This window comes from Fulvivirga sp. M361 (assembly GCF_007097395.1).
In the GTDB taxonomy this organism is placed as follows: Bacteria; Bacteroidota; Bacteroidia; order Cytophagales; family Cyclobacteriaceae; genus Fulvivirga.
The window spans coordinates 26,567-48,628 of record NZ_VKDC01000035.1; the positions used below are offsets into that span (position 1 = coordinate 26,567).

Consider the following 22,062-nt stretch of genomic DNA (forward strand, 5'->3'; position numbering starts at 1 on the left):
GGCGTAGTAACTTCATGATTAAACTGAGGAGCTGGGAGTACTGGCCCTTTGGGGTAATATATGCTCCTGTATTCATCTATTGGTGTTGGCTATCACTAAAAGCACGGTCATTGTTTTTTTTCAGCGCGTCAAATCCAAGCATTGAAAATGGCGGGATGTTAGGGGAGTCCAAGATCAAGATCCTAAACCTGATACCTGAACAGATCAAACCTACCACACTTTATTTTCCGACTAATGTTAGCCTGGGTGAAGTAATGCGTGAAATGAGTACGTGCAAACTTGATTTCCCTGTTATAGCCAAGCCGGACATAGGAGAACGTGGGTGGCTGGTAAAAAAAATATCCTCTGAAAAAGAGCTTTCTGAGTACGTCAATAAGGTTCCGGTTGGTTTTTTGATCCAGGAATTTTTGAAAGACCCCTTAGAGATGGGTGTATTCTACTATCGGTATCCTAATGAAGATCAGGGTAAAGTCACCTCCATTGTTATCAAAGAAATGCTGACTATTGAAGGTGATGGAAAATCAACCTTAAATGAACTGATCCTGGGTAACGACAGAGCCAAGTTGCAGTGGGAGACACTTCGCTTAAAATATAGCAATGAGTTAGACTGTGTGCTGGGGCCAGGTGTAAAAAAGGAATTGGTATCTATCGGCAATCATTGTTTGGGCACTAAATTTCTCAACGGTAATGATCTTATTAATGATCAACTTCATAAAACCTTTGATGTTATTAGCAAAACCATCAAGGGGTTCTATTTTGGTCGTTTCGACATCCGGGTAGCCTCGACAAAGGATCTTCAGGAAGGTAAAATCAAAATTATGGAACTGAACGGTGCAGGGGCAGAACCAGCCCACATCTATCATCCGGGATTTTCTCTTTTTGAAGGAATAAAAGTATTACTGCATCACTGGAAAGTACTTTATGAAATTAGTGTGGAAAATCATAGGAGAGGGGTTTCTTACCTTTCGTTTAAACAAGGGCGTGTTGAATACGCCAAAGTCCAGGCCTTAAACAAACTAAAATAAATTGCTCCTCATATTTATTTTTGCTTTTCTTTTCAGTTTTCTGGGCTCCATTCCTCCAGGGTCCATCAATCTCAGTATACTACAACTGGCACTGGATTCTCGTGTGAAGGCTGCTTTGCGGTTTGCACTGGCTTCGGCTCTGGTAGAATTTCCATATGCTTACGTTGCAGTTCAATTTGAATCTTTCGTAACTTCATCCATTGGCTTGACAGATAATTTCCAACTTATCGCGGCCGTAGTAATGCTTACTCTTGGAGTACTGAATATTATTTCTCATTTCAGGGGAAGTAAAAACACGCTTCATGAAAAATTGAACAAAAGCGGTTTTAGAAAGGGAGTGCTCATCAGCATTCTTAATCCACTTGCTATTCCTTTTTGGATTGGCGTAACGGCCTATCTGAAGCACCAAGGCTGGATAGAACTATTGGATACAACTGATGTGATCATATATGTTAGTGGCATATCTTGCGGAACATTTACCTTGTTAGCGCTACTTGCCTTATTGGCCACCAGGGTCAGTCACTTTTTTAAAAAAAATGGTTTGATCGATCTCTTACCAGGAGTGGTATTTATGTTACTGGGTTTCTACGCACTTGCACAATATTTACGGCTTGTATGACTGTAAACAGGGATTTCTTTACACTTAATAAGTTGTTATATTGACACTGTCAGGTCTTTCCTTAAACACTACTACCTTTCCACTTATTTTTTCAAGTATAGGTTCCAATATGGTTTTGGCATTGCTTTTCGTCTGCATCAAAATACCAGAAGCCAATGCTGCTTCCCTAATATCCCGCTCAGCCTGCCGGTAGGCTTTTTGGATGAACTCTCCTTCATCTTTCAGTGGGTTGGTCTGGATAGAATAAATGTAGGTCTTTTCCATGTCCAACTTATAATAGCACATTTCTGGTTCAGGTAACCTTAAATACACCGTATCTGCCGACATAGAAATATCATCATCCATAAGGCGCGTTAAGTCAAGACAACCTACGGCCTCACCGACACTTACCAGTGCAATTTTAGAGTCAGGGCCTAATTTAAAAAAGCTCAAAAACTCTTCACTTAATTCTGTCAATTCGGTAATCTCTTTGAAATTATACCTGACCAGTTCAAGTTTACCGATTTTTTCCACCTCTCGTAAAATAGCAGATTGGTTTACAACCGATGTAGTTGCCTTATTCTTTTGGCTGGTAAACATAACCCAACCAATCAAACCGATGATTATCAGCCAGGGCAACATCCTGAGGAAAATTTGTATGGTCTTCATTGATCTCGTTTGAATCTAATTTACCGATATTTAAGGAAATCATTAAACCCGGATCATGCATCAAGATTCGTTATGAAAGTTCAAAATGCAGTAAGATCAAGTATTTTGGGTTATTTTGTCGCGGAATCGTGGTCTACCATCACGGTGAGTACCAAAATGTTCTGAAATGCTGGATGTTGAAGCAGTTTGGGCCTGGAATAGAATGTTAATGCATGATCCGGATTAAAGATGTGTATACATCAGAAGCTCAAAAATGAAAGGATCTCAAACTCATAAAATATTTACCTGACTATTATGTGGCAATTGTGGATTGATACAGGAGGTACTTTTACTGACTGTATTGCAGTAAGCGAACAGAAAATAAAAAGGCTAAAAGTACTAAGCAACAGCAGCCTTAGGGGCAAGATCATAAGGGTAAATGGCAATAAGGTAATGGCAGATTTTTCCTGGTCGGCGTCACACGATATATTTCACAATTATACATTTCAGCTCCTTAAGACAAATTTCAGTTCGGCTATTGAAAATGTTAATTTAGAAAGTAAAACCATTGTATTACGTGATGCACCAAAAACAAGTCTTCCTGAAGGTACTGACTTCCAACTCATTTCACCTGAAGAAGTACCCATTTTCGCTGCGCGACTAATAACGGGTACACCATTAAATGAACCGCTTCCTCTTTTAGAAATGCGCCTTGGATCTACAAAAGGCACTAACGCATTATTAGAGCGCAAAGGGCAAAAAGTAGCTTTTTTGGTCACGGAAGGTTTCAAAGACCTCTTAGTGATCCGAGATCAACAACGTCCTGACTTATTCACTACAAATATCAAGACACCACCTCCTGTTTATGAAAAAGTAATAGAGATATCAGAAAGGCTAAGCAGTGATGGACAAGTAATTAAAGCACTAAACACCAACAAGTTACTATCTCAACTTAAAAAACTACCAAAAGACACCGCAATGGCCATAGCTCTTGTCAATAGCTATAAAAATGATATCCATGAACAAGAATTAAAGAAACAGTTAGTTACCCTTGGTTTTAAGTACGTCAGCTGTTCTGCAGCATTATCTAAAGCCATTAAAATACTTCCAAGAGCGGAGACTGCGGTAGTTAATGCCTATTTACAACCGATCATTTCATCTTACATCAACGGAATTGAAACCAAGTTAGATAAGGGGAATTTACGTGTTATGGCCAGCAGTGGTTCCATCGTTAGTTCAGGTCAATATCAGCCCAAAGATAGTTTACTTAGCGGACCGGCGGGTGGAATTGTAGGAGCGGTTAAAACCGCTGAATTAGCAGGTGAGAATAAGATCATCACCTTTGATATGGGTGGCACCAGCACGGATGTAGCCATTTATAATAACCAATATGATTACAGTTTTGAAACCAAGGTAGGTAATGCTCAAATTGTGAGCCCCAGCCTGCACATAGAAACAATCGCTGCCGGAGGTGGATCGATATGTGCTTTTCGGAACGGCCTGTTTACCGTTGGCCCGGAAAGTGCCGGTGCTTACCCAGGGCCTGCATGTTATGGAGCGGGAGGCCCACTGACGATCACAGATGTTAACCTGCTTTCCGGCAAAATAGCCCCGCAGGGTTTTAGTATTCCGCTAAGTAAATCACACGCAAGGGAAGCCGCTCATCATATTATTGATGAAGTGTACCATAAAACCAGTAAAAAGTATTCCCTGGAAGAACTTTTAACCGCTTTTACAACTATTGCCAACGAAAAAATGGCCGAGGCCATTCGTAAAGTATCATTGAAAAAAGGGTATGACCCTAAAGATTATACCCTGGTGACTTTTGGTGGCGCCGGAGGGCAACATGCCTGTCAAATTGCTCAGCTACTAGGAGTAAAAAAAATAATCATCCCGTATGATGCCGGTCTATTAAGTGCTTATGGCATCGGGCATGCTGACATAGAAGTATTTAAGGAGAAAGTAATATTAGAAACTTTCGCATCCCTTTCAAACGTGGATGACTATTGGAATGAGCTAAAACGTGAAGCTTTCGATCATTTCACTAAGGATCATCATCCCGAAGGTCGCATGAGAGTAAAGCGAAGACTTTATTATTTACGGTTTAAAGGTCAGGAGAATACACTAGAGATAGAAGAAAAGGGGAATGTACTTAAGGCTTTTGAAGAAGCATATAAAAAAAGGTATGGACACTGGCTGGAAGGTCATGACGTAGAGGTAGAATCTTTAAGGTTAATTGCAGTAGTTAGAGGCGGCCAGGTAACACAACAGGTTTCTTCTACCAGCACACACACGCCTCTTTCACTTACTTCTCAATTAAGTTATACAGGTGAAAAGTGGGAAGATACTACAGTTTACAGCTGGGAAAACATCTCAACTGGCGCTACCATAGCAGCACCTTCCATCTTATCCAGCAATAACACCACGGTGCACTTAGGTAAAGGTTGGAATCTGGTACTGAATGAGTATAACGCAGCAATTCTACACTTTCAAACAGATGTCTCACACCAAACCATTAAGAGTAAGGAAGCCAACATAGAGCTGTATAAAAATCGGTTTATGTCTGTGGTAGAAGACATGGGCGCAATTCTCAGGAGAACCTCCTTTTCCGTAAATGTTAAGGAGAGGCAGGATTTTTCATGCGCTCTTATGGATGCTCAAGGTTATTTAATCGTAAATGCCCCACATATTCCGGTACACTTAGGCAGTATGGGAGTTTGCGTGCGAAGGGTCATGGATGTCCTGGATATGCAAGATGGTGATGTAGTGATCACCAATCACCCAGGATATGGAGGATCTCATTTGCCGGATATTACGCTAATAAGTCCCGTGTATATTGGAAAAGAGCTTCTTGGGTTCGTTGCTAACCGCGCACATCACTCAGAAATCGGCGGGAAAACACCAGGATCAATGCCTACCGACGCCACCTCATTGGAAGAGGAAGGTGTAATAATAACACCTCAATACCTGATAAAACAAGGACAGGAAAAATGGAGTGAGATTAAAGAACTATTCACCCAGGCTGTTTATCCTTCAAGAGCCATAGAAGAAAACCTTGCAGATCTCAGAGGTGGAATAGCAGCTCTAAAAACAGGTATTGAAGGAATAAAAGGACTTTGCGACAAATTTGGCATGAACAACATCCAATACTATATGAAAGGGTTAAAAAGCTATGTAGCAAATGCCATCGCAGATAGTATTAAGCCATGGAAAGGAGAATACCAGGCGAGGGAACGGCTGGATGACGGAACAAAACTTCAAGTGACTATCTCAATAGATAAACGTATAACTTTTGACTTTAAAGGTACCGGATCCGAGCACCGGAACAACCTGAATGCCACACCAGCCATTGTAAACAGTGTCATATTATATGTTTTAAGGCTAATGCTGGACAAGGACCTACCGCTGAATGAAGGGTTATTGGACAAAGTAGATATTCATCTGCCGCAAAGTTTACTAAATCCAGACTTTTCACATAGTAACCTGCCTGCCGTTGTCGGAGGAAATACCGAGGTGAGTCAACGCCTGACTGACACATTACTCAAGGCACTAAGGATGGCCGCTTGTAGTCAGGGCACAATGAATAACCTGCTGTTTGGCAACAGTAAGTTCGGCTATTACGAAACCATTTGTGGAGGTACCGGGGCCGGGAAAGGTTTTCATGGGCATGATGCTATTCATCAACATATGACCAATACCAAGATTACGGATCCGGAAATTATTGAACATCGCTACCCTGTGCGACTCGAAGAGTTCACCATACGAAATGGATCAGGAGGCACAGGTATATGGAATGGTGGAAATGGAATAGTACGTACGTTCACTTTTTTAGAAGCACTTAGCGTAACTTTCTTGACACAACACCGGCTGGAACAACCTTATGGCCTTCATGGAGGTGAACCTGGTCAGGCCGGTGAGCAGTTTTTGATTCGCAGATCTGGTGTTCAGCAGATGCTCCCGGGAATAGATAACCTGTTGGTAGAAAACGGAGATCAGCTCACCATTAAAACACCTGGCGGTGGCGGTTGGGGAGATAAAGCAAACGCCAAATCAAAAACTTAGTACTGTTTCTGAATTCGTTACATGTAGTTTTACCTCGCGCATGAGTGGAATGGAAAAGTTGGGTATTTCGTGCCCTGCCGGTAAGTTAAATGCTACCGGATAGTCATAATTTGAGACGTGTTCCAGGATAACCGTTTCAAGTAATTTACCAAAAGGTATCTGTGTGTCCTTGGTATTTGAAAAATCACCAATCACCAGTCCCTTCAATTGGTCTAGTTTACCAGCTCTTTTCAATTGGACCAACATACGGTCAATTTTATAGAGGTATTCATCAATTTCTTCCAAAAACAGTATTCTATCATGTGTCTGTACCTCGCTGGAGGTACCTAAACTATCACAAATCAACGACAAATTACCTCCGACTATGGGGGCACTTACTGTCCCATTTCGATTATATTCATTCCGTTGAGCTGATATACTCCCATCTCCTCTAAAAAGTAAACGTCGGAGTTGATCGGCTGATGATTCAGAATCCACATAGTCAAATTGCACCGGCATTAGCCCATGGATGCTTTCGATACCCGCCTTATTCAATGCAAGATGTAGTGCCGTAATATCGCTAAAGCCAATAATCCATTTCGGACTTTTCTGAAGGGGTGATAAATCGAGGTCATCCAAGATTCTCGTCATCCCATACCCTCCGCGTGCACAAAAAATGCAGTTTACGGATGAAAGATCAATCATCTGCTGAAAGTCTTCAAGCCGCTGCCTGTCGGTACCGGCAAAGTAACCCTCCTTGCAAAAAAGAGACTCTCCCTGCACAACTTCAAGGCCCCAGCTCTCCAAGGTTGCTATACCTCTGGCGATCTGGCTTGGTAAGATCATTCGGGCGGGGGCTACTATTCCAACAGTATTTCCCGGCTTGAGCAATGGAGGTCGTATCATAATCTGAATAACAAAAAAACCCCTCGTTTAACGAAGGGTTTTGCTTTTTTAATGAGTTTTAGTGATGCCAGACTAGTTATTTGGAGGAGTTATCCCCATTTTCAAAAGCACCTCATTAGAAATATCATATTTTTCATCGGCATAGAGGACTACGTCTATTCCACCCACCTGACCATTGAGGACATGAGTATATCCCTTTTCTTTTGCAACAGCCTCAATAGTGTTACCTACTTTCGTATATAGTGGTTCCATAAGCTCTGCCGTTTTCTTTTGCAATGAGCCTTGAGCATCCTGCTGAAACTTTTGTATCCGCTGTTGTAGTTGTGTCAGTTCCGTCTCCTTCTCCTGTCTTACAGCATCCAGCATGGTGGCTGCACTTTGTTGATACGCCTGCAGTTTTTGCTCATATTCCTGGTATTTAGCCTGAAGCTGATTTTGAAGTTGCGTATTGGTGGTTTGTAGCTGACTCTCTACTTCTTTTGATTCTGGCATCTGACCCAAAATAAAGTCGATATCTGCATATCCAATTTTCATGGCGCTTTGCGCATGCGCAAACACTCCAATTAAACTAAAAGCTAAAACTGCTAGTAACGATTTCTGTCTCATGATTTTATTTGTTAAAAATATTTTACTTTACTACATCGTTAGGATCTCCTAAACCTAATTCATCCAGTACATAGTCCGTATAATCGTGGCGCGGATCAGTGTAGATCATCACCAGATCTCCGGCTTTATCAAACATTATGGCCAAACGCTGTTCTTTACAGACTCTTTCTATAGCCTCAAAAATTTGATCCTGCACTGGCTTGACTAATTCTTTCTTTTTCAAGAAGAAAAGTCCATCAAAGCCGAATATCTTCTTCTGATACTCTTTCAGCTCGTTTTCTTTTTTGGTTATATTATCCAGTCTGTCCTTTTTCATTTCAGCCGTGAGTAACACTTCTTCCGCTTGTAACTCATTATACATGGCTTCAATGTCTTTTGACATACTTAAAATCTCCTCTTGCCAACCCTGCGAGAGTTTATCAATTTCACCCTGAGCCTCCTTATACTCAGGCATTTTCGATAGTACATAGTCTGTATCTACGTAGCCAAATTTTTGTGCTACCACCTCTGTAATCGAAAATAATGCCAGAAATATAAATACTACTTTTTTCATGCTACCTAATCTGTTGACCAATAGTGAAATGGAACTGAGCGCCACTAGGCCCGGCTGCACCCGGAAGAGTATCAAAACCATAGGCCCAATTGATCCCTATCAGCCCGAAAGCCGGCATAAATATCCTTGCACCCACACCAGCCGAACGGAACATATCAAAAGGGTTAAACTCTTCAAAACTATTCCAGTTGTTCCCTGCTTCTGAGAAAACAAAACCATAAATAGTAGCTGCCTGACCTGTGGTAACAGGATAACGTAATTCCATACCTACTTTATTGTAAGCAATACCTCCTTCAATGGCATTGTCCTCCAGCCTGTCAAAAGGTGGATTAATAGAATTGTTTTCATATCCCCTCAGGCCAATAATATCGGTTCCCAATAAAAACCCCTGTTGCCCGGCTAATCCATCTCCTCCCAGAATAAATCTTTCGAACGGACCTACTCCTGCGTTCTTGGAAAATGATCCTATAAAACCAAAGTGGGCCTTTGTCTCTAAAACGAGCTTCCCGACCACAGGTATATAGTATTTGGCATCAAACATCCATTTATGATACTCTATCCATTTGTATCTTCTTGAATTCTCAAGATTACGTTTTTCACTCGCCTCCAAAACCGTTCTTGTATCACTCTCACTTTCCAGCTGAGGATATTTATCAGCTAAAATCTGATTAACCAATTGGTCATCATTTTCTTTAATCCAAAAATCATCTCCTCTAAAAGCAGAATATGGAGGCGTAATTGCCAAACTCAAAGAAAGTGTGGAACCGGAAGAAGGGTATGTGGGATTGTCAATGCTATATCTGCTAATAGTAGTATTAAACGTAATACTGTTTGCCGGGCCATTCTCAAAGCCTAATCCTCTTGTACCAAAATTCTCCAACTCATATTGTAAATATGAAATTGAGTTATTCAATGAGAAATAATTATCCGGCCATTCTAGTTGTCGTCCAAGTCCCAGCGTAATTCCTCTTACGCCCAAACGAGCGTTAAAATCATCAAAGCGCCTAGCCGTGTTCTCTAATTCACCATCCAGCCCACGTCTGGGAACCGTCTGCCTCTGAACAGAATAATTAAAACTCACCGAAAATGAATTCGGCTTCCTACCTCCCAGCCAAGGTTCGGTAAAAGAAAATGAGTAACTCTGGAACTGCCTCCCGTTAGCTTGTGCTCTGAGAGACAAACGCTGTCCGTCTCCTACCGGAATAGGTGTGAATTTACCCTTTAGCATGTTGCGGACTGAGAAGTTATTCAACGTTAATCCTAGGGTACCCACAAAGCCAAAAGCACCCCCCCAGCCACCGGAAAGTTCTATTTGGTCACTTGAACGTTCTACCAATCTCCATTCAATATCTACCGTTCCATCTGCAGGGTTAGGCAAAGGTGTCGGTGATATTTGCTCAGGATCAAAATAGCCCAATTGTGATAGTCGTTGCTGGGTTCTGATAATGTCACTACGGCTGAATTTTTGCCCTGGAACCGTTCTAAGTTCTCTTCGGATCACATGATCCCTTGTTTTATCATTACCTGCGATAATAACATTTTTAATGGTAGCCTGCTCACCTTCATAGATCCTCATCTCAACGTCAATTGAATCACCGTCAACAGCCACCTCTACCGGGTTCACACGGAAAAACAAATAACCATCATCCATATATAGACCGCTTATGTCAGGACCCTTCGGATTAAAAGATAATTTTGTATCAATCAATTCCTTGTTATAAACGTCTCCTTTTTCAATGGCCAATATTTTTTGAAGGGTCTCATCCGTATGAATAAAATTACCTGTCCATATTATGTTTCTGAAATAGTATTTACTTCCTTCATCAATCTTAAGATGAACATTAATTTTATCGCCTTCATAAGCATATATGGTGTCAGCAGAGATATTTGCATCACGATATCCTTTTGAGTTATAGAAATTGATCAATGCTTGTTTATCGTCTTCATAGTCTGACTTAATAAATTTTGACCCTTTGAAAAAATTCAGCTTTACATTGTCATTGACAAACCTTTTCAGGTCTTTACCAGACATTTCATAAGTAGAATCAAAAAAGTTGACGACTTTCCCAGGCCTTATTCCCGCTAATAATTGAGCCGCCTGCTTAAAAAGTGAAACCCTAACATGTTCGTTAGTAGACTTCATTTTCTTTTTCAGACGAGTATCTGAGTACTCTTCATTGCCCTCAAATATAATTCTATTAACCCTTACTTTAGACTTTGGATTGACCACAATACGCAGTTTAACCCCGTCTCTATTAAGAGTATCCAACGTTTGAATCACTTTAACATCAGCATTTAAGAATCCCTTTTTCACATAATGGTTTTTTACCGTTATCTGGGTATTTCTTATAATGGCATCAGATAGAATTCTACCACGAATAAGATTGAGATCTTCACGTATTTCAGTTTCTCTTGATTTTTTGACCCCTTCAAATGTAAACCCGGTCAGGCGAGGGCGTTCTGTCAGTTCTATTTTCAGATAAACCTGGTCTCCCTCGATCTTGTCAATGGAAATGGAAACGTCCCCTACCAGACCGTGTTTCCATAATTTCTTAATGGCCCCGCTTATCTCGTCACCTGGAATTTTCACCTTATCTCCTACCTTTAATCCGGATAAGGATATTAAAGCATTTTTATCCAAAACTTTCAACCCGGTAACATCAATACCACCTACCACATATTGTGTAGGGTTCGAATAATTAAGAGAGCTATTGTTTTCTGAATTATCAGTGCTTCTCTTTCTACGGATCTGACCATCCACATGGTTAACAAACAGGCATAAGGCCAATAAGACTACTGTTCTTCTCATCAATCAAGAGTTCACTTGTTCACTAATTCTACCAAATCTTCTTTCTCTACTTTGAAAAGCCTGAATAGCCTCATAAAGATCTTCTCGTCTAAAATCAGGCCATAACTTACTTGTGATGTAAATTTCTGTATAGGCTATTTGCCATAACAAAAAATTACTGATTCTTAGTTCTCCACTTGTTCTGATCAATAGTTCCGGGTCAGGAATATCACGGGTTTGAAGGTATTGGCCGATCAATTCCTCATTAATATTACTTGCCATTAAGTCTCCATGCTGTACTTCTTTTGCTATCTGTTTTACAGCTTCGGTAATTTCCCACCGTCCGCTATAACTTAATGCCAAAATCAAGGTCAGACCCGTATTATCTTTTGTCATTTCCATAGCTTCCATCAGCTCTGATTGACATTTTTTCGGAAGGCTTTGAAAAGACCCAATAGTCGTTAGTCTGACGTTATTGTTTAACAGGGTTTTTAATTCTTTTTTTATTGTTAGCACAAGAAGCTCCATGAGTCCACTGACTTCTTCTATCGGCCGGCCCCAATTCTCTGTAGAAAAAGCATAAAGTGTAAGGAATTCCACCCCGAGTTCCGCGCATCCCTCGGTAACTTCCCGAACCGCCTTAATAGCATTTTTATGCCCAAAAATTCTGGCAGCGCCTTTCTTTTTAGCCCACCTGCCATTGCCATCCATTATAGCGGCAATATGCCTTGGAAGACCACTTGTCATAATATTTTCCTTTAAAGCAGACACAAGTTTGCAAAATTAAGTTTTTTGCACTAAATATTTCGTTATTACCACTTTTTTAACGACTTCTGTAGTTCCTTTTATACGGACTGTTGGGACAAGGAATAGTATAGAAAGAGTAAGTCATAGAAACACCGAAATAATAATAAGAATCATTATCGAATCGATTACCATAATCAAAATTCTTGATTGTTCCATCTCCTTCACTCACGTTATCTAAGTAGTCAAAAAATATTTTTCTCGCTCCAAACTCAACCCCCATATACCATTTAGGATTTAAAATGTATTTTATCCCCAGACCAAAAGGAATAGCAGGCTGTATATTGCTATATTCCGCAGGCTTATCACCTTCTCCGGACAGACCAAAAATGGCTAAGCCTCCAAACAAATAAGGGGTCCATCGGATAAGCGTATGCTCTTGCCTCCACTTTAAAAAATGGTACTCAAATACTGTAGAAGCTTCAAACACAAAAATGTCAAAAGAGGCATCACGTTGTTGCGCAAATGGATCAATAGGGGTTTTGTCATCACTGGCTGCCATTTGACCTGCAGTGAGGCCAACCCTAAAACTTACAGCATTGCTTAGGTTATTCCTGAAGAAAACAGTACCAGCCGGGGTAATAGATTTCAAATTTATACCTCTGGACAGGTCGCCGGAATACTTAAACCCGCCTATGCCAAAGCCTATTTCGGTCTCTTGTGACCAAGCCGACGAACAGAGCATGCAAAGCATTAAAACAAAAATGGGAAAACCGATAGTAGGTTTTCCCTTGAAAGATGCCATCATTAATTTCATATTACCTGAATTTCGCTCTTCTGAATGTAGCGCCTATAATATAAGCTAGTTTGATCGTTGTAACGAAATATTGGTCGTTATCGTCTTTATTGCCACGTATATTATCTCTGAACTCTGTACCATACCCATCGAAGAAGCCATCTCCATCCCTATCAAATGCTGTTGCATTGATCGCAGTGAAGTCCCTTTCCGAGTTTGAAACTGCAGCAGTCGTTTCCTGAGAGCGATCAGCCAGCTCTCTGGATAGATCGTTGGGCAAGAGGGATGGGTCAATATAGTTTTGACTTACATCATCAAGATAATCCGTAAAGGTGTATCTCAAGCCTACTTCAAAAGAAAGGTCAAACACCTGATTTAATCTATATCTAACTCCTATTCCTATTGGGATCGCTATTTGCCATAAGCTATAAGATTCGATCCCCGAATTCACGGCATCATCAGGCAAATTCGAATATTGCCCTTCCGTACCCAGGGGCTCCAAATCTACCCAACTACCTGCTTCGGGCAAAGAGCTACTTTCATTTACATATGCCTGTGGATTATGGTGAAATACAGTTAAGCCCACAAATGCGTAAGGGGTAAATTGTACTCTGCTTATATAGGATCCTTCATTTTTCAAAAGATCAAACATGGCTGTTATGGTAAGTTCCTTAATCCTATTCCTGAAGTGAAGGTTTCTGACATATCTAAACCTTGCCTCTTCATCTCCCGGATCTGCCGATTCAAAATCATCTCCTCTCAGCGTTCCATAGGTAAAAGCACCTCTCAAAGTATACCTTGGACCAAATCTATGTCCAAACTCCAATCCAAAACCTGGCCTCGTAAATGATATATCTGTGCTAAGCCGTCTCGATAAAGGGGCCAAATCACCAAAATAATTAAATGCATTAATAGAAAATGCCAGATAATTATATTTCTTGTCTGCTGTGAAATTATTTTTCTTTCCCTTAAAGCTGGAAATTCTCTTGTTGTTTTTACGGATAGATTTTCTTTTTAACTGACTGTGAGCGGATTCACTTACCCCCATCACTAAAACAGTAAGAATTAGAATTAAATATCTTTTCATTGCAACGTGTTATAATCCAACTGTTGAAAACAAAATCAAAAACGCCTAAAAGTAAACATTATCTTAGAAAGATAAAACTTAGTTTCTAACGTCCAGTCCCCAGTTTAGTTTTTGTCTGAGCGTTTTAAAGTAGTTATTTTCTTTCAACTTAATAAGCCTTATCTTAAATTTTTCCTTAGTAACAGTCAATCGAATAGAATTGTCAACTGTCTCAATACGAGAATCTAACGATATAAGAAAACTGTTACTACGGCCTTCAACAGTAAATGATAGCTCCGAACTATCAGGGACAACAATAGGACGAACCGTCAGATTATGTGGGCTGACCGGTGTTATAATGAAGTTATCAGACTGCGGCAGCACCAGTGGCCCTCCGCAGCTTATAGAATATCCGGTCGACCCGGTGGGTGAAGACACAATTATTCCATCAGCCCAATAAGAATTTAGAAACTCTCCATTGATAAAAGTATTCACAACAATCATAGACGTGGTGTCTTTTTTCAGAATTGTGAAATCGTTGAGCGAAAAATTAAGCCCATCAAATAAATTAGCATTAGAATCCAGGTGAAGCAGTGTCCTTTCGTCAAATTCATAATCCTGGTCGTGTAAGCACTTTAAGGCTTCGTTGATAGACTCTTTCGAAGTAGTGGCCAAAAACCCGAGCCGTCCGGTATTTATACCCAGTATAGGTACATCCGAACCAGCTATGTAGGTAACAGCCTCCAGTAAAGTGCCATCTCCTCCAAGGGTTAACATAACATCAAGATAACTTAGATCAGACTTGTAACGGAACACCTCATAAGCAGGCAGCTTAAGTCCCTGGCGCTCTACCAGTGGGAGATAATCGTTTGAAATATGAACATGGCAATTCCAGCCTTCTAATATTGAAAATACGCTTTGAATAAAATCCTTACCTTCAGGTCCGAAATCTTTACCGTGAATGCCAATATTCATCATTGGCTCAAATATCCAGGAATTTTAATAACATATTGATGCGATCTTTTTCCTGATTCTCCATGGTACTTTCCTGAAATCGGCCAATGACTTTAAATCCAAATCTTTCAAAAGTAGCTACTATAGGTGACAGGTCTAACTTATCAATCTTAAGTGTTACTCTCAATTTACTGGCATCATCATCGTCCACTTCGACATTACTACTCAATATCTTTGCGTTATTTTCTTCAATCAAGCGACTTATCTGTGAAAGTGAATAATCGATCTGTTGTAAAGAGAGCACCAGGATACTACCCGGTATTTGAATAGCCACAGACTGAGCAAATGAATTAATCGTATCACGAACGGTGATCACCCCTAAATAATTCTTTTCATCATCTTCCACCCCTACCATTTGAAGAAAATTCTCTGACGCAATCTTCAGGACATCATAGAAGTGCGAATTTTTTGACAGGACACAATTTTTACCTATTGTATCAAAGTCCTCTATCAACATCTCCACATCATTCTGCTCCATTACCATCTCTTCTGTAATAAAACCAATGAATTTTTCATTATTTACAACAGGTAACTCGTTACTGCGTAATTCCTCCATCCAAACCAGGGCTTTATGAGCGTCGTCCTTTGGTTTCAATGGCGGTATCATATGGTTTATTAATTCCTCAGCTATCATATTCATTCTCCTCTATATAGTCACTTAAAATTTTATTGAATTTATCAGGATGTTCCATCATAGGTGCATGGCAGCAGTTATCAATAAATCTGAGCTGCGAATTAGGTATTAACCTGTTAAACTCATATCCCACCATTGGTGGGGTAATGGTATCATTTAAACCCCAAATCAGCAACGTTGGTTTCTGAATTGTCGTAATATCTTTGGCCATATTATGTCTTTGGGCAGATTTGGCAATAGCCACTATCCTCAAACATTTAGGAATACTTTTAGTAGTCTCAAACACTTCATCTACAAGTTCTTTATTAGCTGTATTCGGATTATAAAATGTATATTCTACCTTTTCTTTAACATATTCATAACTACCTCTTTTAGGAAATGAACCTCCAAGAGAATTCTCAAAAAGACCTGAGCTCCCTGTAAGTACAAGTCGTTTGACATTGTCCGGGTTTCTAAGGGTATAAATAAGTCCTACATGACCTCCAAGAGAATTACCTATTGCTGTTACGGCACTGAGCCCTCTGAGCCTTACAAAATCCTCAAGGAACTTCACCAAACCATCAAGACCCGCCTGCTTCAATGGCATGTCATAAATAGGTAACAGAGGTATAACTACTTTACAATTATGTTTAAAGAAATTTACTGCCGCCTCCCAATTACTCAATGCACCAAATAATCCGTGTAACAACAAAAGCACCTCGCCTTCGCCTTCTTCTATAAATTTATATTCTCTCTGTTGCTTAATCTTTAGCGACATACACGTGTGATTGATACTGGCAAATTAAACAAAAATGACGAATTAAATTACTAGCTGGTTTCCTTTAAGCCAATTTCTGATGATGGCAAGTCCATGCTCGGTTAATACCGCTTCAGGGTGAAATTGAAGCCCCCAAATAGGCAGATAACGATGCCGAAGTGCCATTAATTCATTTTCAGCACTCCAGGCTATCGGTTCTAACACTCCATCATTCAGATCCACTATCAATGAATTATATCTGACTACTTTAAACTCTGAGGGTATACTTTTAAATAGGACATCATTCACTACTTTTATTTGGGATATCTTGCCATGCATGGGCCGTAAGGCTTTTACCACTTTTCCTCCAAAATACTGTCCTATGGCCTGATGCCCCAGGCATATACCAAGGATAGGGACCTTGTTGTGGTATATATCCAAAATTTTCATTAGGTGACCGGACTTCGATGGCGTTTCCGGGCCCGGGGAAATGACAATAGCCTCAAAATCCAATGCATCTATGGTCTCTAACGACACATCATTTCGTACTACTTTACAACTAGTATTTAATTGCCTAAAGTAATCTTCAAGGTTAAATGTGAATGAATCATAATTATCAAGTAACAGGATCATTCTGAAGTAATTCACGAACCATTTGAAAAAGGTCTTCTGCAAAAGGCACTACAAAAGAGAAGGATTCTACCAGTTGTGGCGCCCATGTGATAAGAAACGGGTACAAAACAGACTGGCCAGTCCAACTATCAGATGGCTGAATACCAAAAGAGTTGGTAAGCCAAAATATTACGCTTATCCCGAAGCTCCATTTTAAAACAGCTACAATGGCGCCTGCGATATTATCCACAGGCCCTAAAAGTGTCATATTCAATACTTTTTTTAAAAACTTCCCTAACAAATTGATGATCAGAACTATACCAATGAAGATAATCAAGAATGAAAGGTAAGGCAACAACTGACCGTCTATATTAAACTGGGCATTCAAAAAGGCCATGCCCAGGTGTAAAAGCTTAAAACCTCCAATGACAGCCAGTACAAAGGCTAAAATCGTAATAATCTCCATTAAGAAGCCTTTTCGAAAGCCCTTGTAAGCTCCAAAAGAAAGTATTGCCAATAAAACGATATCCAGTATGCTCAACTAACCTGCCAGTATTACTTTTACTAATTCTGATATCTTTTTCCCATCCGCTTTTCCAGCCAATGATTTAGTGGCTAACCCCATTACCTTCCCCATATCCTGCGGGCCTTGCGCACCTGCCTGAGCAACAATTTTTTGCAATGCCTCTTTTAGCTCTTCTTCAGTAAGCTGCTTGGGAAGGTATCTTGATATCACTTCAAGTTCAAAAGATTCTTTATCTGCCAGGTCCTGACGACCTTCTTTCTGGTAAAGTTCGGCAGACTCTTTACGCTGTTTCGCCGCTTTGGTCAAAAGCTTGATCTCTGCATCAGCCTTCAGCTTATCTCCCACACCCTTCTCCGTTTCTGCCAATAATATTGCTGACTTTATAGCTCTTAATGCAGTAAGTTCTTCCTTCTTTTTTGCCAGCATAGCCGACTTTATATCCTGGTCAATTTGCTCTTTAAGACTCATCTCATGTAATAGTTTAACAAACTTCTTGTTATTTTGAAGCTGCAAAGCTAAGTCATAATTCATTGACTTGCTAAATCTGAATGTGGAGCCTGGTAAACATAATAATCAGGCTGTTATGTTAGATAATACATAATTTTGATTTACAATATTATTATTAAACCTGTCAGTACATGACTCGATTGAGTGTCAATATTAACAAATTTGCCACATTGCGAAATGCACGTGGGGGCAATAATCCGGATCTTGTTAAAAGTGCTGTGGATTGTGAACACTTGGGGGCTCAGGGCATTACAGTACATCCACGGCCAGATGAGCGGCACATAAGATATGACGATGTACTTGCTCTCTCTGAGGTGATAACAACAGAATTTAACATTGAAGGGTATCCTGATAAGAGGTATATGGAACTAGTACATAAAGTTAAGCCTACACAGGCAACACTGGTACCTGATGCTCCTAATGTACTCACTTCCAATGCAGGCTGGGATACCATGAAGCATAGATCCATGCTGGTTGATCGGATCGCCGAATTGAAGGAAAGTGGGGTAAGAACCTCTATTTTCGTTGATCCGAATGAAAAAATGATTGAAGGGGCAGCGGAAACAGGAACGAACCGGATAGAGCTTTATACTGAGAGCTATGCTTCAAACTTCCTCAAAAATAAGGAAGCGGCCATACTTCCTTTCAAACTAGCAGCCGCCAGAGCACTAGCGCTTGACATTGAGATCAATGCTGGTCATGATCTGGATCGTCATAACCTTACATATTTTATTTCAGAAATTCCTGAAACAGAAGAAGTATCCATTGGCCATGCCCTTATTTGTGATGCTATCTATTTAGGGCTAGAGAATACAATACAGCTTTACTTAAAATGCCTGAAACAGGCACAAAATGACTAGACATCAGGGTCACTCTCTTCAGCACCTTCATAACGTGTGATCTGTCCCAACCCAGACACATCCGTTTGAACATCTGACGGATTACCTTTGTAAGTGATCCCTCCTATGCCGCTTACAGAGGCTTCTAGTTTTTCACGTACCTGAATAGAGGCGCCTCCAACACCGCTGATACTTATGGTACAATCATCACTGATCAATTCGTCTGCCTCCAGACCACCTGCTCCATTCATATCTATTTCTTGCTCGATCACATGACCGCGCAGTTTTACCGCACCGGCTCCTGAAATATCCACAGCCAGTAATTTCAGATCCACTTCAAGGTCTACCGCACCGGCACCAGCCATATTCACTCGAAGATAATCCCCTTTGATCAGTTCACCACTGCTAATTCTGGCTGCTCCACTCACATCTATTGATTTCAAATCATTGTAGTATAGCGTTACCTTAACCCCTTTATCGCTGATCAAATTTTTGTTCGTGGAGATTCTTACTGCACTTCCCACTTTCTCCACCACGATGTATGTAAGTAAATTTTCATCCGTAGCAATGGTTACATAGGGCGTTTCACCACGTTGTAAGGTTATATCGAAGTTACCTTCAGTTTCCAAAGCGGTAAACTCACCTACATCGAAACGATCGGTGGCCATTACCCCGTTACCACGTTCCCCAATGATATGATTGCAGCCACACACCGGTATTACAAAAGATAGAAATAAGGTTCTGATTAAGTTTCGCATGATCGTAGTTTTCATTAAAATTAAAAATTTAACATGAAACCAACCAGTATTGGTTATCTGTAGTGCTTACCTTATTTTTGCCGCTCTTTATACCCCCCTAAATAATTACTTATGCGCAGAGATACAGTTATTTTCGATCTAATTGAACAAGAAAAAAGAAGGCAACATGAGGGTATTGAGCTTATTGCCTCAGAAAACTTCGCTTCTCCACAGGTAATGGAAGCAATGGGTACTGAGCTGACTAATAAATATGCTGAAGGTCTTCCGGGCAAGCGATACTATGGGGGCTGCGAAGTTGTAGACAAGATAGAGGAATTAGCCATAGAAAGAGCTAAGGAATTATTTGGAGCTACCTGGGTAAATGTTCAGCCACATTCAGGAGCACAAGCCAACGCCGCGGTGATGTTGGCAATACTCAATAAAGGAGATAAAATCTTAGGGTTTGACCTATCACATGGCGGCCACCTCACACATGGTTCCCCTGTAAATTTTTCCGGGAAACTGTATGAGCCAGTTTTCTATGGTGTAGAAGAATCAACAGGTTTAATTGATTGGGAGGGAGTAGTAACCCAGGCTAAAAAAGAAAAACCAAAATTGATCATATGCGGGGCTTCAGCCTATAGCCGTGATTGGAATTACGAGATACTCAGGGAAGCTGCAGATGCCGTTGGAGCATTACTCCTGGCGGATATCTCACATCCGTCGGGCCTTATTGCAAGAGGGTTACTAAATGATGCATTGGAATACTGCCATATTGTAACGACCACGACTCACAAAACACTCAGAGGACCCCGTGGCGGAATGATCATGGTCAGAGACAATTTTGAAAACCCATGGGGACTTAAAACTCCAAAAGGTGAAGTTCGCAAGATCTCAAGCCTGTTAGATTCTGGTGTATTCCCGGGAACACAAGGAGGTCCTTTAGAGCATGTTATTGCTTCGAAGGCGATTGCTTTTCAAGAAGCATTGAGTGATGATTATTTGAATTATGTGGTTCAGGTTACAAAAAATGCCAAAACGATGGCTAATGCATTTGTCCAGAAAGGTTATAAGGTAATTTCAGACGGCACAGACAACCATATGATGCTCATTGACCTCAGACGCAAAGATCTCACAGGAAAAATAGCTGAAAACACGCTGATCAAAGCGGATATCACCATCAACAAAAATATGGTCCCATTTGATACCCAGTCACCTTTTGTAACCTCTGGGATGAGAGTGGGTACTGCGGCTGCCACTACACGAGGCATGGTAGAAAGTGACATGATCAAAATAGTGGACCTGATCGACAAAGTGCTTATAAACCATGATAATAATGAAGCCATTCTTGCTGTAAAGCATGAGGTAAATTCATGGATGGGTGGCTTCCCCTTATTTAAGTAGATTGTGAAGCAATTAGACCAACCCGGTGAGGAAAAAGAGATGTCGTTCTTAGACCATCTTGAGGAACTCAGATGGCATCTCGTACGGTCGGTAGCAGTTATCTTCATTTTTTCTATTGCTGCATTCATTGGCGTCGACTTTATATTTGATACCGTTATTTTCGGACCTGCAAAAGTAGACTTTTGGACTTTTCGTAAACTTTGTGAACTGGCCGATTTGATAAACTCTTCCGCACTCTGTATTGACGAATTGGATTTCAAAATACAAAGCCGGAAGATGACGGGACAGTTTACCATGCACATTACTTCTTCCTTCGTAATAGGAATTATTGTGGCATTCCCTTATGCTTTTTGGGAGTTTTGGAGATTCATTAGCCCCGGACTATATTTCAATGAACGCAGAGCTTCCAGGGGGGCTGTATTTTCTGTTTCTTTTTTGTTCCTGACAGGCATTCTGTTCGGCTATTACATTATGTCACCATTATCCGTGAATTTCCTGGCAGGTTACCAGGTCAGTGAAATTGTGGCAAATGAATTTGATATTACTTCCTATGTATCCACTATAAGTACATTAGTATTAGGGAGTGGGCTTTTGTTTCAGCTCCCTGTCGTGGTATATTTTCTCTCAAAAATAGGTTTGGTAACCCCAACTTTGATGAAAGCCTACCGTAAGCATGCTATAGTAGTCATACTGGTTTTAGGGGCTATGCTTACCCCCCCGGATCCATTGAGTCAAGTACTCATCGCATTCCCTCTATTTGGATTATATGAATTCAGTATAATAATATCCAGGAGAGTGATTAAAAAGAAAGAGAAAAAAGAATTATTAGAGCAACAACAATCCAAATGAGATGTCAAAAATAGCAATCGGTAGTGATCATGCTGGTTATGAATACAAAGGTTTGATCTATGAATTTCTTGAAAAATCGGGTCATTCATTAAAAGACTATGGTACTTACTCTTCTGAATCAGCGGACTATGCAGATTTCGCACATCCTGTAGCTAGCGCCGTTGAAGAAGGAGAATACGAGAAAGGCATATTAATATGTGGTAGTGCTAATGGTGTGGCTATGACAGCCAATAAGCATCAGGGTATTCGTGCTGCCATTTGTTGGAATACAGAATTAGCAGCACTGGCCAGACAACATAATGATGCCAACATTCTTTGCATCCCTGCCCGCTTCGTGGATACAGATATGGCCAAAAATATGGTAAAAACCTTTCTTTCAAGCGATTTTGAAGGCGGCAGGCATAAAAGGAGAATTGATAAGATAGGCTGTTAA

Annotated in this window: 22 protein-coding genes; 7 read left to right on the plus strand and 15 right to left on the minus strand. The window is 40.5% G+C overall.

What is annotated here, in order from left to right; genetic code table 11:
- The first annotated feature begins 14 nt into the window (after positions 1-14).
- A complete protein-coding gene (locus FNH22_RS25670; RefSeq protein ID WP_143401375.1) occupies positions 15-1,025 on the plus strand; it encodes a hypothetical protein in 1,011 nt (336 codons plus the stop codon).
- 1 nt (position 1,026) lies between these two features.
- The gene (locus FNH22_RS25675) at positions 1,027-1,644 is read left to right on the plus strand and encodes a LysE family translocator (RefSeq protein WP_143401376.1); all 618 of its coding nucleotides are present in this window, start codon (positions 1,027-1,029) and stop codon (positions 1,642-1,644) included.
- Between the two features lie 24 nt (positions 1,645-1,668).
- Here FNH22_RS25675 and FNH22_RS25680 read toward each other — a convergent pair whose 3' ends face one another.
- Entirely contained in the window at positions 1,669-2,292 is a 624-nt protein-coding gene (locus FNH22_RS25680) for a DUF4230 domain-containing protein (RefSeq protein WP_143401377.1), read from the minus strand.
- A 294-nt stretch (positions 2,293-2,586) separates the two neighbouring features.
- On the opposite strand from FNH22_RS25680, the gene FNH22_RS25685 reads away from it, so the two are divergent.
- Positions 2,587-6,333: a hydantoinase B/oxoprolinase family protein gene (locus FNH22_RS25685; protein ID WP_143401378.1), complete on the plus strand. Its 3,747-nt coding sequence runs from the start codon at positions 2,587-2,589 to the stop codon at positions 6,331-6,333.
- Here FNH22_RS25685 and FNH22_RS25690 read toward each other — a convergent pair.
- From FNH22_RS25690 to FNH22_RS25750, 13 genes are all read right to left on the minus strand, one after another.
- On the minus strand, positions 6,322-7,218 hold the full coding sequence (locus FNH22_RS25690) for an LD-carboxypeptidase (protein WP_255518161.1): 897 nt from the start codon (positions 7,216-7,218) through the stop codon (positions 6,322-6,324). The two genes, FNH22_RS25685 and FNH22_RS25690, sit on opposite strands and share 12 nt — an antisense overlap.
- Before the next feature lie 72 nt (positions 7,219-7,290).
- Positions 7,291-7,824, minus strand: coding sequence for an OmpH family outer membrane protein (locus tag FNH22_RS25695; protein ID WP_143401380.1), 534 nt, complete (start codon positions 7,822-7,824; stop codon positions 7,291-7,293).
- A 22-nt stretch (positions 7,825-7,846) separates the two neighbouring features.
- Positions 7,847-8,377 (minus strand): OmpH family outer membrane protein, encoded by a 531-nt coding sequence (locus FNH22_RS25700; RefSeq protein ID WP_143401381.1) that lies wholly within the window; start codon positions 8,375-8,377, stop codon positions 7,847-7,849.
- Between the two features lies 1 nt (position 8,378).
- Positions 8,379-11,186 carry an outer membrane protein assembly factor gene (locus FNH22_RS25705; RefSeq protein WP_143401382.1) on the minus strand — a complete coding sequence of 936 codons (2,808 nt, stop codon included), beginning with the start codon at positions 11,184-11,186 and terminating at the stop codon, positions 8,379-8,381.
- Positions 11,187-11,189: 3 nt separating this feature from the next.
- Entirely contained in the window at positions 11,190-11,912 is a 723-nt protein-coding gene (locus FNH22_RS25710) for an isoprenyl transferase (protein WP_143401383.1), read from the minus strand.
- Between the two features lie 76 nt (positions 11,913-11,988).
- Positions 11,989-12,726, minus strand: a complete 738-nt coding sequence (locus FNH22_RS25715; RefSeq protein WP_143401384.1) for a DUF6089 family protein — start codon at positions 12,724-12,726, stop codon at positions 11,989-11,991.
- Between the two features lies 1 nt (position 12,727).
- A complete protein-coding gene (locus FNH22_RS25720; protein ID WP_143401385.1) occupies positions 12,728-13,792 on the minus strand; it encodes a DUF6089 family protein in 1,065 nt (354 codons plus the stop codon).
- A 78-nt stretch (positions 13,793-13,870) separates the two neighbouring features.
- The gene (locus FNH22_RS25725; RefSeq protein ID WP_370513198.1) at positions 13,871-14,749 is read right to left on the minus strand and encodes an NAD kinase; all 879 of its coding nucleotides are present in this window, start codon (positions 14,747-14,749) and stop codon (positions 13,871-13,873) included.
- Positions 14,750-14,753: 4 nt separating this feature from the next.
- Positions 14,754-15,425: a CBS domain-containing protein gene (locus FNH22_RS25730; RefSeq protein WP_370513199.1), complete on the minus strand. Its 672-nt coding sequence runs from the start codon at positions 15,423-15,425 to the stop codon at positions 14,754-14,756.
- Positions 15,409-16,176 carry an alpha/beta fold hydrolase gene (locus tag FNH22_RS25735; protein WP_143401387.1) on the minus strand — a complete coding sequence of 256 codons (768 nt, stop codon included), beginning with the start codon at positions 16,174-16,176 and terminating at the stop codon, positions 15,409-15,411. Before FNH22_RS25735 ends, FNH22_RS25730 begins: the two co-directional genes overlap by 17 nt.
- A 42-nt stretch (positions 16,177-16,218) precedes the next feature.
- On the minus strand, positions 16,219-16,788 hold the full coding sequence (locus FNH22_RS25740) for an aminodeoxychorismate/anthranilate synthase component II (protein ID WP_143401388.1): 570 nt from the start codon (positions 16,786-16,788) through the stop codon (positions 16,219-16,221).
- The gene (locus FNH22_RS25745; protein ID WP_143401389.1) at positions 16,772-17,308 is read right to left on the minus strand and encodes a CvpA family protein; all 537 of its coding nucleotides are present in this window, start codon (positions 17,306-17,308) and stop codon (positions 16,772-16,774) included. The genes FNH22_RS25740 and FNH22_RS25745 overlap by 17 nt, the downstream gene beginning before the upstream one ends.
- Positions 17,309-17,761 carry a GatB/YqeY domain-containing protein gene (locus FNH22_RS25750; protein WP_143401390.1) on the minus strand — a complete coding sequence of 151 codons (453 nt, stop codon included), beginning with the start codon at positions 17,759-17,761 and terminating at the stop codon, positions 17,309-17,311. It abuts the gene before it with no gap.
- Positions 17,762-17,931: 170 nt separating this feature from the next.
- Here FNH22_RS25750 and FNH22_RS25755 point away from each other — a divergent pair, with 170 nt between their 5' ends.
- Entirely contained in the window at positions 17,932-18,660 is a 729-nt protein-coding gene (locus tag FNH22_RS25755; RefSeq protein ID WP_143401391.1) for a pyridoxine 5'-phosphate synthase, read from the plus strand.
- Here FNH22_RS25755 and FNH22_RS25760 read toward each other — a convergent pair.
- On the minus strand, positions 18,657-19,397 hold the full coding sequence (locus FNH22_RS25760; protein WP_185154412.1) for a head GIN domain-containing protein: 741 nt from the start codon (positions 19,395-19,397) through the stop codon (positions 18,657-18,659). The two genes, FNH22_RS25755 and FNH22_RS25760, sit on opposite strands and share 4 nt — an antisense overlap.
- A gap of 111 nt (positions 19,398-19,508) precedes the next feature.
- On the opposite strand from FNH22_RS25760, the gene glyA reads away from it, so the two are divergent.
- From glyA to rpiB, 3 genes are read left to right on the plus strand one after another with little or no spacing between them, the layout of a single operon-like run.
- Positions 19,509-20,780, plus strand: coding sequence for a serine hydroxymethyltransferase (gene glyA, locus FNH22_RS25765; protein ID WP_143401393.1), 1,272 nt, complete (start codon positions 19,509-19,511; stop codon positions 20,778-20,780).
- Positions 20,781-20,819: 39 nt separating this feature from the next.
- The gene (gene tatC / locus FNH22_RS25770; protein WP_143401412.1) at positions 20,820-21,629 is read left to right on the plus strand and encodes a twin-arginine translocase subunit TatC; all 810 of its coding nucleotides are present in this window, start codon (positions 20,820-20,822) and stop codon (positions 21,627-21,629) included.
- A 1-nt stretch (position 21,630) separates the two neighbouring features.
- The gene (gene rpiB, locus FNH22_RS25775; RefSeq protein ID WP_143401394.1) at positions 21,631-22,062 is read left to right on the plus strand and encodes a ribose 5-phosphate isomerase B; all 432 of its coding nucleotides are present in this window, start codon (positions 21,631-21,633) and stop codon (positions 22,060-22,062) included.

Excerpts from the sequence above, each read along its gene's own strand:
- FNH22_RS25670 (WP_143401375.1), top strand. The coding sequence starts at position 15 with ATGATTAAACTGAGGAGCTGGGAGTACTGGCCCTTTGGGGTAATATAT.
- FNH22_RS25680 (WP_143401377.1), bottom strand. The coding sequence starts at position 2,292 with ATGAAGACCATACAAATTTTCCTCAGGATGTTGCCCTGGCTGATAATC.
- FNH22_RS25685 (WP_143401378.1), top strand. The coding sequence starts at position 2,587 with ATGTGGCAATTGTGGATTGATACAGGAGGTACTTTTACTGACTGTATT.
- FNH22_RS25690 (WP_255518161.1), bottom strand. The coding sequence starts at position 7,218 with ATGATACGACCTCCATTGCTCAAGCCGGGAAATACTGTTGGAATAGTA.
- FNH22_RS25695 (WP_143401380.1), bottom strand. The coding sequence starts at position 7,824 with ATGAGACAGAAATCGTTACTAGCAGTTTTAGCTTTTAGTTTAATTGGA.
- FNH22_RS25700 (WP_143401381.1), bottom strand. The coding sequence starts at position 8,377 with ATGAAAAAAGTAGTATTTATATTTCTGGCATTATTTTCGATTACAGAG.
- FNH22_RS25705 (WP_143401382.1), bottom strand. The coding sequence starts at position 11,186 with ATGAGAAGAACAGTAGTCTTATTGGCCTTATGCCTGTTTGTTAACCAT.
- FNH22_RS25710 (WP_143401383.1), bottom strand. The coding sequence starts at position 11,912 with ATGACAAGTGGTCTTCCAAGGCATATTGCCGCTATAATGGATGGCAAT.
- FNH22_RS25715 (WP_143401384.1), bottom strand. The coding sequence starts at position 12,726 with ATGAAATTAATGATGGCATCTTTCAAGGGAAAACCTACTATCGGTTTT.
- FNH22_RS25720 (WP_143401385.1), bottom strand. The coding sequence starts at position 13,792 with ATGAAAAGATATTTAATTCTAATTCTTACTGTTTTAGTGATGGGGGTA.
- FNH22_RS25725 (WP_370513198.1), bottom strand. The coding sequence starts at position 14,749 with ATGATGAATATTGGCATTCACGGTAAAGATTTCGGACCTGAAGGTAAG.
- FNH22_RS25730 (WP_370513199.1), bottom strand. The coding sequence starts at position 15,425 with ATGAATATGATAGCTGAGGAATTAATAAACCATATGATACCGCCATTG.
- FNH22_RS25735 (WP_143401387.1), bottom strand. The coding sequence starts at position 16,176 with ATGTCGCTAAAGATTAAGCAACAGAGAGAATATAAATTTATAGAAGAA.
- FNH22_RS25740 (WP_143401388.1), bottom strand. The coding sequence starts at position 16,788 with ATGATCCTGTTACTTGATAATTATGATTCATTCACATTTAACCTTGAA.
- FNH22_RS25750 (WP_143401390.1), bottom strand. The coding sequence starts at position 17,761 with ATGAGTCTTAAAGAGCAAATTGACCAGGATATAAAGTCGGCTATGCTG.
- FNH22_RS25755 (WP_143401391.1), top strand. The coding sequence starts at position 17,932 with ATGACTCGATTGAGTGTCAATATTAACAAATTTGCCACATTGCGAAAT.
- FNH22_RS25760 (WP_185154412.1), bottom strand. The coding sequence starts at position 19,397 with ATGCGAAACTTAATCAGAACCTTATTTCTATCTTTTGTAATACCGGTG.
- glyA (WP_143401393.1), top strand. The coding sequence starts at position 19,509 with ATGCGCAGAGATACAGTTATTTTCGATCTAATTGAACAAGAAAAAAGA.
- tatC (WP_143401412.1), top strand. The coding sequence starts at position 20,820 with ATGTCGTTCTTAGACCATCTTGAGGAACTCAGATGGCATCTCGTACGG.
- rpiB (WP_143401394.1), top strand. The coding sequence starts at position 21,631 with ATGTCAAAAATAGCAATCGGTAGTGATCATGCTGGTTATGAATACAAA.